Origin of the sequence: Bacillus sp. CGMCC 1.16541 (assembly GCF_003184905.1) — a bacterium.
Lineage (GTDB): Bacteria > Bacillota > Bacilli > Bacillales > Bacillaceae_H > Priestia.
Map to the genome: position 1 here is coordinate 1 of NZ_QFRU01000021.1, position 15,365 is coordinate 15,365.

At 37.9% G+C, this 15,365-nt stretch carries 17 protein-coding genes; 12 read left to right on the forward strand and 5 right to left on the reverse strand.

Features of this window, described 5'->3' with window-relative positions; genetic code table 11:
• Nucleotides 1-291, reverse strand: a 291-nt coding sequence (locus DIS06_RS16035; protein ID WP_162595993.1) for a hypothetical protein, incomplete at its 3' end; no start/stop codon positions are given.
• A 127-nt stretch (nucleotides 292-418) separates the two neighbouring features.
• On the opposite strand from DIS06_RS16035, the gene DIS06_RS16040 reads away from it, so the two are divergent.
• From DIS06_RS16040 to DIS06_RS20200, 7 genes are all read left to right on the forward strand, one after another.
• Complete coding sequence (locus DIS06_RS16040) at nucleotides 419-1,330, forward strand: hypothetical protein (protein ID WP_110114242.1); 912 nt, start codon at nucleotides 419-421, stop codon at nucleotides 1,328-1,330.
• An 89-nt stretch (nucleotides 1,331-1,419) separates the two neighbouring features.
• Nucleotides 1,420-2,610, forward strand: a complete 1,191-nt coding sequence (locus tag DIS06_RS20635; protein ID WP_239422097.1) for an HNH endonuclease — start codon at nucleotides 1,420-1,422, stop codon at nucleotides 2,608-2,610.
• A 21-nt stretch (nucleotides 2,611-2,631) separates the two neighbouring features.
• Nucleotides 2,632-3,204 carry a hypothetical protein gene (locus DIS06_RS16050; protein WP_110114243.1) on the forward strand — a complete coding sequence of 191 codons (573 nt, stop codon included), beginning with the start codon at nucleotides 2,632-2,634 and terminating at the stop codon, nucleotides 3,202-3,204.
• 45 nt (nucleotides 3,205-3,249) lie between these two features.
• Nucleotides 3,250-3,405 carry a hypothetical protein gene (locus DIS06_RS20425; protein ID WP_204166811.1) on the forward strand — a complete coding sequence of 52 codons (156 nt, stop codon included), beginning with the start codon at nucleotides 3,250-3,252 and terminating at the stop codon, nucleotides 3,403-3,405.
• Nucleotides 3,406-3,929: 524 nt separating this feature from the next.
• On the forward strand, nucleotides 3,930-4,124 hold the full coding sequence (locus DIS06_RS16060; protein WP_110114244.1) for a helix-turn-helix domain-containing protein: 195 nt from the start codon (nucleotides 3,930-3,932) through the stop codon (nucleotides 4,122-4,124).
• An 11-nt stretch (nucleotides 4,125-4,135) separates the two neighbouring features.
• Nucleotides 4,136-4,762 carry a DUF7379 domain-containing protein gene (locus tag DIS06_RS16065; RefSeq protein ID WP_275425437.1) on the forward strand — a complete coding sequence of 209 codons (627 nt, stop codon included), beginning with the start codon at nucleotides 4,136-4,138 and terminating at the stop codon, nucleotides 4,760-4,762.
• Nucleotides 4,763-4,913: 151 nt separating this feature from the next.
• Nucleotides 4,914-5,069, forward strand: a complete 156-nt coding sequence (locus DIS06_RS20200; protein WP_162595994.1) for a hypothetical protein — start codon at nucleotides 4,914-4,916, stop codon at nucleotides 5,067-5,069.
• A 93-nt stretch (nucleotides 5,070-5,162) separates the two neighbouring features.
• Here DIS06_RS20200 and DIS06_RS16070 read toward each other — a convergent pair whose 3' ends face one another.
• Entirely contained in the window at nucleotides 5,163-5,498 is a 336-nt protein-coding gene (locus DIS06_RS16070) for a hypothetical protein (RefSeq protein WP_110114246.1), read from the reverse strand.
• A gap of 319 nt (nucleotides 5,499-5,817) precedes the next feature.
• Here DIS06_RS16070 and DIS06_RS16075 point away from each other — a divergent pair, with 319 nt between their 5' ends.
• Nucleotides 5,818-6,948 (forward strand): S-layer homology domain-containing protein, encoded by a 1,131-nt coding sequence (locus DIS06_RS16075; RefSeq protein WP_110114247.1) that lies wholly within the window; start codon nucleotides 5,818-5,820, stop codon nucleotides 6,946-6,948.
• Between the two features lie 77 nt (nucleotides 6,949-7,025).
• Here the strand turns inward: DIS06_RS16075 and DIS06_RS16080 are convergent, their stop codons facing one another.
• Complete coding sequence (locus DIS06_RS16080) at nucleotides 7,026-7,520, reverse strand: P-loop nucleotide/nucleoside kinase family protein (RefSeq protein WP_110114248.1); 495 nt, start codon at nucleotides 7,518-7,520, stop codon at nucleotides 7,026-7,028.
• 389 nt (nucleotides 7,521-7,909) lie between these two features.
• Here DIS06_RS16080 and DIS06_RS16085 point away from each other — a divergent pair, with 389 nt between their 5' ends.
• Both DIS06_RS16085 and DIS06_RS16090 read left to right on the forward strand, forming a co-directional pair.
• A complete protein-coding gene (locus tag DIS06_RS16085; protein ID WP_239422099.1) occupies nucleotides 7,910-8,533 on the forward strand; it encodes a DUF6518 family protein in 624 nt (207 codons plus the stop codon).
• A 178-nt stretch (nucleotides 8,534-8,711) separates the two neighbouring features.
• Nucleotides 8,712-8,969, forward strand: a complete 258-nt coding sequence (locus DIS06_RS16090) for a hypothetical protein (RefSeq protein ID WP_162595995.1) — start codon at nucleotides 8,712-8,714, stop codon at nucleotides 8,967-8,969.
• A gap of 297 nt (nucleotides 8,970-9,266) precedes the next feature.
• On the opposite strand, the gene DIS06_RS16095 is transcribed toward DIS06_RS16090, so the two are convergent.
• Nucleotides 9,267-10,328 (reverse strand): YncE family protein, encoded by a 1,062-nt coding sequence (locus DIS06_RS16095; RefSeq protein WP_110114251.1) that lies wholly within the window; start codon nucleotides 10,326-10,328, stop codon nucleotides 9,267-9,269.
• A 467-nt stretch (nucleotides 10,329-10,795) separates the two neighbouring features.
• Nucleotides 10,796-11,353: a TetR/AcrR family transcriptional regulator gene (locus tag DIS06_RS16100; protein ID WP_239422101.1), complete on the reverse strand. Its 558-nt coding sequence runs from the start codon at nucleotides 11,351-11,353 to the stop codon at nucleotides 10,796-10,798.
• A 264-nt stretch (nucleotides 11,354-11,617) separates the two neighbouring features.
• Between DIS06_RS16100 and DIS06_RS16105 the strand changes: the two genes are divergently transcribed.
• The gene (locus tag DIS06_RS16105) at nucleotides 11,618-13,561 is read left to right on the forward strand and encodes an efflux RND transporter permease subunit (RefSeq protein WP_239422103.1); all 1,944 of its coding nucleotides are present in this window, start codon (nucleotides 11,618-11,620) and stop codon (nucleotides 13,559-13,561) included.
• A gap of 2 nt (nucleotides 13,562-13,563) precedes the next feature.
• Nucleotides 13,564-15,351, forward strand: coding sequence for a coiled-coil domain-containing protein (locus DIS06_RS16110; RefSeq protein WP_110114254.1), 1,788 nt, complete (start codon nucleotides 13,564-13,566; stop codon nucleotides 15,349-15,351).
• Nucleotides 15,352-15,365 lie beyond the last annotated feature (14 nt).

Below are 15,365 nucleotides of genomic sequence, written 5' to 3' on the forward strand. Positions count from 1 at the left end.
CATAATGGGGAATTTCATTTCGTTGAAATTGGGGAAATTTGAATCGTTGTTGACAGTTCGGCAAAAAATAGATTGTGGACGGCTAAAATCACTAAAAATTTGAGATTCTAAGACTACTCCTGTATACGGGTTAATCAATTGTTCAATAAAGAAAAATGGTTTTTCTTCAAAAGGATTTCTTACACGTCCAATAAGCCAGAAATCTTCTAACTGTGCTCTTTCCAATACGTATGCCTCTCTATTATCAGGCAATAATTTTGCGAATGCTTCTATTGTAATAGCTTCGATCACCGAAAAAACCTCCCCAAAAAACAGAATATATTTTATTGTATCATAATAGCAGTACTATTTTCCTAGACATACCAAGAAAACTGTTACAATGGAATTAAATAAGTAATGAAAGGAAGAGTGGGATAGTGTGAAGCAAGGAAAGGTAGCGATTATTAAAAATGGAAAGGATATTGGTAGGATAATTCCATTTAATATAGACTTACAGGAAAGTGACTTTAAAATTAGTTTTTCAAAGAACGACTACAACGTTTTTATGTATTCTTTTCTTTCAGAAACGCCTGAAAAAGTTGAATTGGAAAATATGACTGAATGGGAAATTTCATATCATAGAAGTACTGCACTTAAGCCTCCGATAATCCATCTAAAAGAGAAGAAACAAGAACCGAAATATTTAGTGCTCCCATTAAAAAGACTAATTGATCCTAATGTATATAATGAATTTCCTATCCCGTTTATGAGAATTCAAATTCCTATTAATTTTCAAGCAAAGGAATATAAGGAGAAAAAATCAAATAAACCTATTGTATTTGATATGGGCGAAGCAAATGTTGCGGAATTTTATTTGACCAATACAAGTTTTGATTATGAAGCATTCTCAATGAAGTGGCCGGCAATCAGTTTACGACTTTTAACTTCTTCTTTTGAGTATTTCGCAACAAACAACATGACTACTGATGAAAACAAATACAAATACTTCATGCCATCGGGAGACGATATACGCACAGCAGCAATGGAGGTTAATCTCAACGAATATATGAAATTTTTCATTAATATGTATTACAATCCAGAACTTGTAGATCGAGACGGGGATATTAAAGTTACATTTATTGAAAATGAGTTTGCTACTTCACTACTTGGTTTATCACCCATTGGTTATGAAAATGAACAAGGTAAAGTTGAAATGAGGCCAGGATTTGAAGAAGATTTGAATAGGAAGACTATGCCAGTTGAAGAAAGACAAAAATGGAGATATAGGTTTAAAAGGATGCAGGATAAGCTTGAGCGGGAAATGAAAAAAATAAAGAAGTCTAAGTATTGATTGCTATCTTACGATTCTATTTCAGAAGCTATGAAACTCACAAGGAAAAATGTTGAATTTTAGGCGAATACAATGTAAGGAGATAAAAAATGATTAAGCTTACTAATGAGCAGATAAAGCTTGCTGAACAACTTTTAATTACAGTGATGGAAAAGGAACCTATTGTGGAATATAAGGAATTAGGAGACAGAATTTCACCACCAATCCACCATCGTCAGGTTCCGAGGCATATTGGGGTTATTTCAGAATTATGCTTTCAGCTAGGATTGCCGTTCCTTTCTGCAAAGGTTGTAACTAAAGGAGTAAATGTGGCAGGGGAAGGGTTTTATAAACTTTACACACAGTATTTTCCCGATGCAAAGAAACTTACTTCTAAAGAAGTATTTAGTGAGGAATTGAAAAAAATTAGAGAATGTACAGAATGGTATAAGCTCGCAGATTATTTACATATTAATCTTGATTTACCAAGGCCTACTGCGAAAAGTTATGTAACACCATCCATAAGAATATTGCCAATGAGTAGTAAAGAAGAATTTCCTGGAATGAGCATAGAAGACGTGCAAGAGTATTTCTTTTTGGGTGAACTTAAAAAGCGAAATGGCATCTTTTACTTTAGAAGAGTTGGAATGAATGCTCCCGAAGGTTCTCTAGTACTCTTTCAATTTGATAATTTGATTATTGCCTCAGCTAACCTTCATAGTATTGAAAAGTTTGATACCCCGGAAAAGGAGCAATATTATGGAGCCTATCAATTCGATATAAAAACGATCGAAGTCTTTCAACCCGTTACAGTAGCCGAAATAAATAAAATTGATGGTAATATTACTCGATTTTCACAATCAAAGCAGGAAATTAATTCTTCTTTTATTTCCGAGATTGAAGAACTAATTAAGAGAAAGCAAATGGCACTTTTAGCAGATGAATTGCCTGTGCAAGAATCTCCTAAACTTAAAGAAGGAGCAAAGAAACAGGTTTTGGTTAATTCCTATGAAAGAAATTACAAAGCAAGACAACAATGTATAGACTATTATGGATGTCACTGTTCAGTTTGCGATTTTGAGTTTGCAAAGTTTTATGGGGATGAATTTGAGGGGAAAATTCATGTTCATCATCTTAAAGCTCTTTCTGAAATAAATGAAGAATATGAAGTGGATCCAATTAATGATTTACGCCCAGTTTGTCCAAATTGCCATCTAGCCTTACACTCCAAAGTTGGTGGTAAACCGTATAGCATTGAAGAACTGAAAGAAAAAATCAACCGAACAAAGTCTTTAGTGTAGATAAGAAAGTGATGGGTATTTATGGCGATCAATTATAAACAGTGTCCAAAATGCGGATCCAAAAATACAATGAAAATTTTATATGGTATGCCAACTTATGAATCTTTTCGAAAAGCAGAAGCGGGAGAAATTAAACTTGGCGGATACTGCATAATAGTTGATGGGCCAGAATACTCCTGCAAAGATTGCGAACATGAGTGGAATAAAGAGGAAGCTCTTGAAGCTGCTTATGATAAAATTAAGGGACTTAAGGCTTCATTTGGGGGCTACTTCGAAGGCTATTACAATGTTGAAATTAATTTAACTACCTACCAAGTTTTATGGAGTCGTTGGGGTGGCGGAGAAGAAGAAACGATCCAAAAAATAATTCGACCAGCCACGGCTAAGAAGTTTATAGAAGAATTAAAGTTGATTGACTTGCTGGATTGGAAGGCCAAATATATAGAACCTGGTATTCTTGATGGCACTCATTGGAGTGTTGAGATTATTAGAGATGGACGAAATATAAACAAGCACGGGGATAATAAATTTCCAGATGAATGGGATGCTTTTTGCAAACTGATCAGGAAAATTAGCGGAAAGAACTTTTCATGAATTTTAAGATTGAATAAAGACGACATGTTAAAGGGAGTTTTAAAAATGAAGGTCATTATTCCAACTAGAAAACTTACTTATACTAAAGATGAACTTAATAGTTGGATTGAAGGAAATAGAGAGTACTGCTTTGATCAATATTGCAGAAGCTTGCCAGGTTCCAAGGAATTTGGAGAATACATAGCTGGAAAATATTGTTAAACTTTAGGTTGCGAATGGATACACCATGATTATAATTTATTTGGAGGAAACAAACTAGGCAAATATCCAAAGGCTGAAGCGATATTTCGAAAGCATTTTGGTGATGAAAGATATGAAACAGGAAGAGGATATTTCCCATCATTTTATCCCTTTATCAAAGTAGAAGAACCTGATTTAATGGTTTACAAACCAGACTGTTCCGAAATTCGTTTCCTTGAATGTAAAAGGCAGGATACTAACGATAAACTTAGGAATGAGCAAGTTAAAGGACTTGCACTTCTAAAATTACTATTCGAGTGTCATGTTGAAGTTGTTGAAATTATCGAAGCAGGACAGGGGCAAATTGGTGTTGGAGAATCCTTAATATGGGAGTTTTAAATAGAGGCTGTTGATTATTGAATTCATAAAAAAGATTAGCATCAGCAGTACTTTTGAGTGCAAACACTTATAACCAACAACTCCTTGACAAACAGCTTGTTCCGAGTGATTACTAGGCTACCATTTACTAAGGAGTTGTTGTGAATATGAATGATGAACAAAGAAACCAAATTAGGATATTGAGGTACCAAGGTGTCGGCTATATGAAGATAGGAAAAACGCTGGGGTTATCTCGTGATATCATTAGAAATTATTGCAAAAGGCATGGACTTGATGGCCGTGCAACTGAGTTAGTGATTATTCAGGTCGTCCCTGTGACGGAAACGGAGGTTTTCTTATAAAAGTTATTTTAATCCATGGATTTAATAAAAATGCGAAAGATATGAAACGATTACATCAACATTTAGAATCGTTAGGATATGAGTGTTTCTCACCAAATTTGTCACTTACATATAAAGAACTTGAATTCGCATCGTTGACGTTAGAGGGTATTTTAGAAGAGGTGACTGCGTCCAATTTGAGGAAAGACGAACAAATTCACTTGGTGGGTCATAGTACAGGTGGTTTAGTGATTAGGAAACTACTTTCAGATACAAAGCATGCTAATCGAATCGGGAGATGTGTACTGATCGCAACACCTAATCAAGGTAGTAAGTTAGCTGAAATCGCAGGAAGTGTTACGTTTTATGTGGAAGTGTATAAAACGTTGAAATCACTAACGTATCACGCTGTTCGACAATTAAAGATAGAGAATGAATCGAACATCGAGATCGCTGCGATTGCGGGGACGAAAAATAATCTTTTATTGGGAAAGTTAATTGGTCGTGAAAATGATGGCAGAGTGGAAGTGGACTCCGTCTATTTGCCGAGTTTAAACGATTTTATGACCTTGCCATACGGACATAAAGAAATCCATCATCAGCTTGAAACTGCAAAATGGGTCGATGCTTTTTTACGAACAGGGAAGTTCAACGAATAAGGAAGGCAATATGATCATAAAAAAGGACTTCCAACTAAAGAGGCGAATAGGTGTGTTACATACCACACATCAGGAGGTCACCACATTGTTACTTTATTTTTGATCAAAATCAATCTACCTAAACAAAACGAACTAAATTAGGAGTTGATCAATGATGAGATATACATACTCGCTTGACGGAACGTACTGGAGTGTCCGTATTGAATACGAAACACATTGTGAAATCAAACGAAGGAATAACCACTATCCACCGAAATGGACGAAGTTTTGTCACACGATTTCGACATTAAGTGGGGAGTATGCTTAATCCGTCATTGTTTTGTAGACGGTTGTGAGTGCGTGATCCAACCGTCTAACTGCTTCTAGTATAAGGATACGTAACGAAACGAAAAGCTCGTTTTTAGTTTGTACCACCAAATGCCGTTCCGTCTATAATGTCCTCTAAACGATGCGCATCAAGCTTAAACATGTCGCCTCCATCAGATGCTTCACCGTCCCACGTTAAGACGTATACTTCTGCATCAGAAAGATACTCTTCCATGTTTCTTACAAGTAAAGCGTTGTACTCACCAAACAACTTCATTTTACAAACGGCAATCGCATCTTTCGTTTTGATCTCATCTGTGTCGAAATCATCATTTTTTAATGCGTTGATTAAACTTGTCGCCAACGCTAATTCATCTAAACACTCAATTGTTTGCTCAATATCGTCTACATTCCATTCAATTAGTTGCATCATTCTTTCTCCTTTTCATGATGTATATTTAGCATCTAGGCAGTTATCATCTTCTCTATCATTATACCTGTATTTGTTAGTTTTGGAATTCACTTATGTTTCCATTTTGGAGAGTACGTATCTTCTTGATCTTTTATACCTAGTGAATCTCCTTGTCATATGTATGGTAAAATCTTTATTCATCAAGATTTGGTTCCTCACTGTGACTTATCTTTTGTAGTACCAAATAATAGAATTAAATGGTACGATAGTAATAGTTTTTTAGATTCTTTTTAGTAGAATCGGATGAACAAATGGATGGAGAAGAGAGGGACTGATCGTGGAAAAAGTGACAAAACCCCGTTTACTCATGGTAGTTTTTACATTACTTATTGCGTTATTTTCACCCACCTTGCATACCACACAAGCAGCAAGCACGTTTAAAGATGTACCAAGTAATCATTCAGCGAAGAAAGAGATTGATTACCTTGTGAGTCAAGGGATTATTAAAGGGTACAATGATGGTACGTTTCGACCTTATAATCATGTAACCAATGCGCAAGTCGCAACGATGTTAGTAAGGGCTTTGAAGTTAAACACCAACGGAAGACCAAACCCTTCGTTTACAGATGTGTTCTCTACAAATCCTGCATTTAAAGAGATTGCGACAGCCGTTGACGTGGGCATTTTTCCAAAAGGCAAAACCTTTTACCCTAACGCATCGATTTCAAGGGAAGCGATGGCAAGAGCATTAGTGAACGCATTTAAACTTCAAGGAAGCGAAGGCATCTATTTTACCGATGTGTCGGATTCGTATTGGGCTTATCCGTACATTTCAACCTTAGCTGCGAATCAAATTACGACAGGTTATCCAGATGGATCGTTCAAACCAAAGAATGTGGTGACACGCTCGCAGTTTTCAGCTTTTGTGGCACGCTCATTAAGTGAATCGTTTAAGCCCCGTATGAATCAAAGAGTCGTAGCCGGAGGATTAAAACGTAATCCAGATAAGACGTACGTTTATAACCTTTACGACCACGGAGCAGGTTATGAAACCGTATCTTGGTACTATGAATGGACAAACGACTACGGTTGGGATAACTGGACTGCTTACTATGAAGATGATTATGATATTGAGCCTGTCTATTATAGCCAAAGAGAAGACAAAGGCGGAATGTACATTGGCTGGCAAGACTCAGAAATCTCGATGGGTATTCCATATCCGTTAACGTTAAATAAAATGTTTAATAGTGAACGATATACCTATGAAGGAGATAAAATCGACTATTACGTGGTCACCAACATGACTAAAACCATCAAAACGCCTGCTGGTACGTTCCAAAACGTCATCGAAATTAAGGATTATGATGGCTACTACATGTACTACGCACAAGGAGTCGGTCATATCTTAACCGTTGATGCCACTCGCCAACCTGCTAGAAAGACAATGGAATTGGTTGACTTGTATTAAAACGAGAAAAAACAGGCCTCCAGTTTGAAGAGCCTGTTTTTCTTCGCTTTAGGAAGCTAAATGGATAAATCGTTTATTTACTTACCTTTAAACTCTAAAATGTTTAACCCCTCGGATGCTTCTGGTGCTTCAAAAAATTGAGTCACATGAAGAAAGACTTCTTCCGTGTCAAAAGCTGCTCTTTCAGGTTGTTCGATACGCCTTTTTTGAATGTGACGCAAGCATTGCTCGTTGTCTAGATTAAGGTAAATGAGTTGATGGTTAGCATGGACCTCGGACGCCATCTCCAACAACCATTTTCTTGATTTTTTCGTGTTCGCTGGAAAATCCATCACGACATCGGTACCGACACGTAAGATGTTTTGAACATGTTTTTTCACCAACGGCTTAATCTGTGCGGAGAATGTTAAATAGTCTTCAAATGATTGAATTTGGTTCGGATAAAGAGATGAAAGCCATTCATCTTCAGACAACAGTACTGCCCGTTCATCTTTCGCCAATTGAGCGGATTGAGTTGATTTTCCTGCCCCCATCTTTCCGCAGAAAATGTACAAAGTTCCTACTGTTTTCATCCTTCTGACCTCCACAAATGATTCTAGTCATTCTTATCTTCTAAGACGAGTATGTTGTTTATCTCATTATGAATCGTATACTTATTTAAGTTTACCATTAAATCTAAGTGATTTAAAAAACTTGGGAGTGACATGTGTCGTTCCTCGTTTCATACGAAACAAAGCTCTCTGAAGGAAGGATCAAAGCGGTCTCCGTCAACTTGCTACAGCGAAAATGGAGCTTGTTGGCAGCACGTTGCTAGAAATATAGGCAGAGTGCGGTGCTTTTTTATTTGATTGAGATAGGTATTTTTTAGTATAAGTTGTCAAAATAAACAATCTATCGAAAAAGCAAGATGTGTTTCGTGGTAAAATAAGTAAGAAAATTCACTGGTGAGGTAATGAATGTGATGAATCAATCCAAACTTCCAACAAAGCAAATCACGCTCTATGCGACTGTTTGTTTTCTTTTTGGTGCGCTGTTAGGTGTACTTGCCAAATTTAGTGATACAATTCCGTCAAATGGTGTGACGGGCCTATTTTTTAGCTATATCAGTGAGATAACCACTAATCTAGGAATCTGGGTAGCGCTGGCCACGCTCCTTGCCGTTTGGAGTAGGCGTCCGCTTTATGCCTCTTTAAACGTTCTGACTTTCTTTTTAGGAATGTTGATTGCTTACTATGTGTATTCTAAAGCGTTATTTGGCTTTTTCCCAACATACTATTTTGTAAGATGGATGCTAATTGCGTTAGCTTCTCCGCTTGCGGCTTACATCGTCTGGTTCGGTAAAGGAAAAGGTTGGATTGCCGCGTTTTGTGCTGCCTTGCCAATTGGCGTATTAGTGGTGCAAGGATTTCCATTCTTTTATGTCTTTTCCATCGTGTATGCACTCGACCTCTTACTTGCAATCGTTCTACTAGTGCAATTAGCAAAACCAAAAGCACAGTATGTAAAAGTGGTTTCATTGTCTATATTGGTCTTTCTTATCGTTCGGAATTCAAATCTTTTAACATATCTCTTTGGTGGTTTGTGAGTGTATGATGGCGGATGTCTGTTATTTTCTGAAAAGTATCAAGAGAAGTGGATGATACATGAGGAATGGTCGACACTTTATAAGTAGGGGTGAGTATCAGTTGGGATGTCTTGGTTCTATTTTTCGGTTTATTGTCTTTTTTGTTTGTGCAATGATTATGTCCATAGGCGCTGTGATCATGAGCATGACCTTTGTTGATGCTTTGTCTTCTAGAGGAGATTGGTTTGATTTCTTCTTTGCCTTTACAGTTTGGTTTGTCGGAAGCTACGTCATGGGGTGGCTCATTGAGGCGAGGAATTACGATGTAGGTGGAGGAAGTGAAGTCGGGATAGAGTACTTCGTCATGCTTGTGCTTTTTCTATTAACGGTCTGTGTCTACCACGGAACGAACTGGCTCGTTCGCTTGCCGTTTCGGAGGAAGTCAAAATCACGATGAAACAGGAGATCCTCTTTTGTCTTGAAAGGGAGTCTCTTTGTAGATGTCGGTTATGATCTCTAGTTTATTTATGGTTTGTAATTTAATGGATTTTTCTTATGCAATTGCTACAATGAAGAGTAGCAATTGCATAAAGTGGATAGGCGGTTGACCATCTCCTTGTAGAAGGGAGGTGGGAATATGACGACATATGAAGCAATGATCATTGCATTGACATTATAAGTTTAATTCTTATTAACGGACTAGCTAGCATTGGTCGTTCAGAGCGTCAAAGATTCGGGTCGTCACTGTGACAACTCAATTAATAAAAAACGTTGTAAAAAACTTTCCGGTATCTTTCAATGTAAATTCGCTTTCTTTTTTAAAAGTATCTACATTGTAGATTTGTATTTTAACACCATCAGATGTAATGAATTTATGATCTTTTACATAGGATGCATCATTCTTAAGTTCTGTTTTGAATTCTTGTATTTCATTTGTTTTTAGATTATATTTCGCTACTTTATTGTCTAGTTGATCTCTTTGATTATTATCTTGAACAATATAAAGGAAATCACCTTCATGGTGGATATAAAACAAGTCCTCAAAAGGCATGATTATTTTTTCGACTTTTTTACTTGTTACATTTAGTTTTAATAGTTCATTAGATGCACTATCTGATCCATTAGATGATTTAAGAAAATAGAGATCCTCATTAATGAGTTTCATATCATTCGAATAAGAAATATCATCCACTACTATTTTGTCTTTTATCGATAAATCTTCTTTATCCATGATATAGACGTATCCAACAGTAGATTCTGGCTTATCAAAATTACTACTAAACAAATATAAATGATTTTGATCGTGAGTGATATGATCGGTTGCTCCTTCAAACTCGATATAATTTATTTCTTCATTTGTTTCAAGATCAATCTTCACTAATGCCGTACCTTCAGGACCGCTATCAGCCATATAAGCAAATCCTTCATCTACTGTAAAAGCAGTGGGGCCAACATCTCGATTATTTTTAACTTCTTTAAATTTCATTGTATGTTTATCTAATTCTAGAATATGTTCATTCGCAAAATTTCCATTAGTTGGATCCGTTACGTATACTTTATCACCAACCGTTATTGGATGTTCCATAAAAGATCCAAGTATTACACCGTTATAGTTTGTTTTGTGTTTTGAGATATAAGTTCCATTTTCATCATATAAGACAACTTCGGATGGTTTATCATCATATTCAGTATTTATAATTCCATATTTAAAAGAATCTACTTTGCCGTCTGTTGAAGCAGAACAACCTTGTATAAACATAAGCGAAGATAACAAACAGGGGATTAAGCGCATCGTTGGTTTTAATCGTTTTTTCATCATTAAATTCCTTTACTATAAATAGTAGCAGTCTTTTTAAATATTGGTGAAGTGAATCATCTAGCTTAGTATAAATGGTAACTTGTTATGAATTTGCTTTCTTGAATTGTTTTTTCATATCAACTATCGCTTTGCATGCAGATTAATTGTAAATGGAAAAATTTTAAATAACAATATTAACTTGGATTAAAATACAAATATAGTAAAATATTACCTATCTTTCAGGTTGAGATTAAAACTAGATTTGAGTCATTTTCCGCACTAAATCAAGGTTAATCGACCATATTTAAGCGCTCACTGTGCTCGTAGTTGTACCTAGATCTTTCAACTTACTTGTTTATCAAAATAGTATCGATTCGTGCTTGTATGACTCTAAAAAATACTAACTTTCTCAATACCATGTTCGTCTTTCGTTTGAGATAATGATTAGATTGAGCTAAATAAGCGGAAGTGCTTGATTCGGGTCGTCACTGTGACAACCCACTCAATCCTCGATTCACAAATCCAAATAAAAACTCCGCCATTTCCTTCGGTGTTTTCTTTCTTCCTGTTTCGAGCCAATTTTTAATAACGTACATACAGCCACTGACGAGAAAGAGATTGAGATAGTCATAGGTTTCTTTATCGAGCTTTTTATCAAGTACCCAGTTATCAAATACATACTCTTGGGTAATTTTCATCCCTGTGTGTTGAAAATGAGCGTCGTTGTTTTCGCTAAAGAGAATGAGGCAGATGTCGCTTTTTTCGGCCATAAATTCAAAGAGCTTGACCATCATTTGTAGCGCTTCTTCTTCCTCAGAGAAATTGTATTGGTTGAGTGTTTGGACCAATTCATCCATAAACTCTTCTTCAATCGCATACAGTAGTTCATACGGGCTTGTGTAGTGGGCATAGTAAGTGGAGCGGTTAATGTCTGCGCGCTCGCACAGCTCTTTCACCGTAATGTTAGCCATTGGTTTTTCTTTAATGAGTGTGAGTAGACTTTCTTTCAGTACCATTTGTGTATATTTCTTGCGACGATCCATACAGTCACTCCTCTTCCGTTCGTTTCTCGACATATCAACTGAAAGTGTAGGTTATTAAACAGTTCGTAATCAACTGTTTGTTGTATGTCCAACACCGTGTTTATTATAATGATAGAGGAGTTACGAAGAAGAAACAAGAGAGGATGAATCACGATATCACTTGCATCTCGCATTCTTAAACATAAAAAAGCAGTCGTATTGGTCTTTTTCGTTTTCACCGTGCTGTCAGCCGTCGCCTCGTCATTCGTGTCGGTCAACTACAACATGGTGGATTATTTACCAGAAGAAGCTCAATCGGTAAAAGGCATTCAGATCATGGAAGATGAGTTTTCAGGAGCGGTTCCTAACACCCGGGTCATGGTCACAGATGTCACTGTCCCAGAGGCACTAGAGTACAAAGAAAAGCTTGCGAACATTGAAGGTGTGACCGACGTTCTTTGGCTCGATGATGTGATGGACGTGAAAACACCGCTAGAGCTCGCCGACTCATCGTTAGTCGAAACGTATTATAAAGACAATATTGCGCTTTTTTCAATTGGTGTGGAAAGCGGCAAAGAAGTCGCTGCGACCGATGACATTTACAAGCTCATTGGTGAAGAAGGCGCAATTGCGGGTGAAGCTAGTAATACCGCAAGCTCACAAAAGATGGCAGGATCAGAATCGATGTACGCAGCTCTTCTATTAGTACCGATCATTATCTTCATTTTAGTCATCTCTACCACCTCATGGATCGAACCAGTATTTTTCTTAACCGCCATCGGTGTATCAGTTTTAATCAACCTTGGTACGAACATTTTTATCGGAGAAGTGTCGTTTGTGACACAGTCAGTTGCCCCGATTTTACAGCTAGCGGTTTCGCTTGATTATGCGGTGTTTCTGTTACATAGCTTTTCAGATTACCGAAAAACAACAGAAAATCCTGAGGAAGCGATGAAGTTAGCGATGAAAAAGTCGTTCCCAGCGATTACCGCAAGTGCAGCGACCACGTTCTTTGGCTTTATCGCCTTGATGTTTATGAACTTTGAGATTGGATCAGATCTTGGCTTAAATCTCGTTAAAGGAATTCTCCTAAGCTTCATTAGTGTCATGGTGTTCTTGCCAGCCCTTACCCTTTACTTCTACAAATGGATGGACAAAACAAAGCACAGAAGCTTTGTGCCTGATTTTAAAGGGATTGGAAACAAGTTTGTGAAGTTGAAAGTGCCAATTTTACTACTGATCGCGCTTATCATTGTTCCTGCGTTTTTAGCGCAAAGCAATACTTCGTTTATTTACGGTTTAGGTGAACAGCCCGAGAACACGAGAAACGGAAGAGATCTTGTAAAAGTACAAGAAGCCTTTGGGGATATGACGCCGATTGTCGTGTTAGTGCCTCGAGGAGATGTCGCGAAAGAAGAAGAAATGGTTGAAGATTTAGAGAAGCTTGACTATGTGACAGGTGTCATTGCGTATACAAACAGTGTGGGCACGGTTATTCCACCTGAGTATTTAGATAAATCCGTTCGCGATGAATTTTACTCTGAAAACTATAGTCGTATTATTATCAACACGAACCAAACCACAGAAGGAGACGTTCCGTTTTCAATTGTTGAAAAGGTAGAGAACATCGCCACAGACTACTATGGAGACAACGCTCTTAGTCTAGGAGAAAGTGTAACACTGTATGATATTAAAAATACGGTCACAAAAGATAATCTCGTTGTGAACACATTAACGATTGCGACGATTGCACTCGTATTACTCATTAGCTTCCGTTCTGTGTCGATACCGGTTATTTTACTCATTACCATTCAAGCTGCGGTATGGATTAACTTATCAATCCCATACTTTTCGAACGTATCACTCGTATTCGTCGGCTATCTCATCATTAGTACGGTACAGCTTGCGGCGACGGTTGATTATGCGATTTTATTAACGGAAGCGTACAATCATAATCGAAAAGAAATGTCTGCGAAAAAAGCGATCATTAAAACGTTAGATGAAAAGACATTTTCAATTTCCATTTCTGCGGCGATTTTATCGAGTGTCGGATTTATTTTATGGATTACGTCATCGAATCCGATTGTCCAATCGATTGGTCTATTACTCGGTCGAGGCGCATTACTCGCGTTTATTATGGTCGTTCTGCTTTTACCAGCATTGTTAATTGTGTTAGATAAAGTCATTAAAAAAACAACGTATCAATCAAACTATTACGAGGAGAAGTGAGGATGAAGAAAAAACGATACATGTCCGCAGCCGTTGTGACAATGCTTATTGCGCCAACCGTTCTCGCTCATCCTGCTGATGCAGCGACGGGGGAAGTAGCATCGAAAGAAGAAGTCGTCTATGCCACGCTTACGGCAGGTGGAGACGTTGAGCGCGTGTATGTAGTCAATACGCTGGATGTCGAGCAAGCAGGTACGGTCACCGATTACGGAAGGTACAAAACGATTAAAAATTTAACGACTGTTGAAAAAATCAACCAAGAAGGTCAATCGATTTCTGTCGAAGCACCTGAAGGAAAGTTTTATTATCAAGGCAACTTAGACAGTTCTACTGAGCTTCCTTGGGATGTGAATGTTTCTTATAAGCTAGATGGTCAAAGCGTCGAGTCATCTGAACTTGCGGGAGCTTCAGAAAAAGTGGAAATGACGATTACGACGAAGAAAAATCCCAACGTGGACCCAACGTTTTATGAAAACTACTTATTACAAGTGTCTGTTACGTTGCTAAACACGTATCAAAACATTGAATCAACAGGCGGAATGGTCGCAAACGTTGGAAAGAATAAGCAGATTACGTTCACCGTGTTACCCGGAAAAGAAGAAGCGTTAAAAGTCGAAGCAGATGTGAAAGACTTTGAATTTCAAGGTGTTGAAATTGCCGCTGTACCATCGAGTTTTCCAATTGATATGGGCGATACCGATCAGTTAACCGACGACATGGGGAAACTATCAGATGGCATTAGCGACATCAACAAGGGTGTAACAGAGCTAGAAGACGGTGTCACGCAGCTAAACAGTGGAGCTGCGAAGTTAAAAAAAGGTTCATCACAAGTGAAGACCGGCATCAACCAACTAAACGCTCCATCAAGCGAGATTGTTTCAGGATCAACGGAGATTAAAAATGCACTCCAAACATTGAACAAGGCGTTGTCTGGTAACACAAGCAACATAGACCTTGGCGAGTTAACTCAACTACCAGCTGGCTTGAATGAATTAGCGAAGGGACTTGATCAAACAAGTGCAGGTTTAACAACCCTTCAGCAAAACTACCAAAAGTCGTACACAGCACTTGATGGTGCGATTCGTGCCATTCCAGCGACACAAGTAACAGAAGAAGAAATCAACGCTTTATACGCAAGTGGTGGCGACAAACGAGTGATCGACACCTTGGTTGCTTCTTACCGGTCAGCCCAAAAAGTAAGAGGCACATACGAGTCGGTGCAAGCTGCTTTTGCGGCCGTGGACCCCACATTAACGCAAGTAAAGGGCTCACTTGGCACGATTAGCGGGCAATTAAAAGACATCTCAGCCAACATTTCCACCGCCCTAAAAAGCATGGACACAGGTGGATTAACAGAGCTCCAAAAAGGCATTGAACAACTAGCGACGAACTACAACACGTTCCATACAGGCATTGTTCAGTACACGCAAGGAGTCGGTCAGCTCGCGAATTCGTACAATCAACTGCACAACGGGATTGCCGAGCTTTCAAGTGGAACGAATGAGCTTAAAAAGGGTGTCGGAGAGTTACAAAACGGCACAGAGGAGCTCAACAACGAAACAAAAGACTTACCAGAACGTCTACAAGCGGAAATCAACGACATGATTGCACAGTTTGATAAGTCTGATTTCAAACCTGTTTCGTTTGTTTCACCACAAAACGAAAACGTTCAATCGGTTCAATTCGTCTTAAAAACAGAAAGCATTGAAAAAGAAGAACCGAAAGAAAAGAAAGTCGTAAAAGAAGAGAAAAAGGGCTTTTGGGAGCTATTTAAAGACCTTTTTAACTAAATATACGAGCCTGT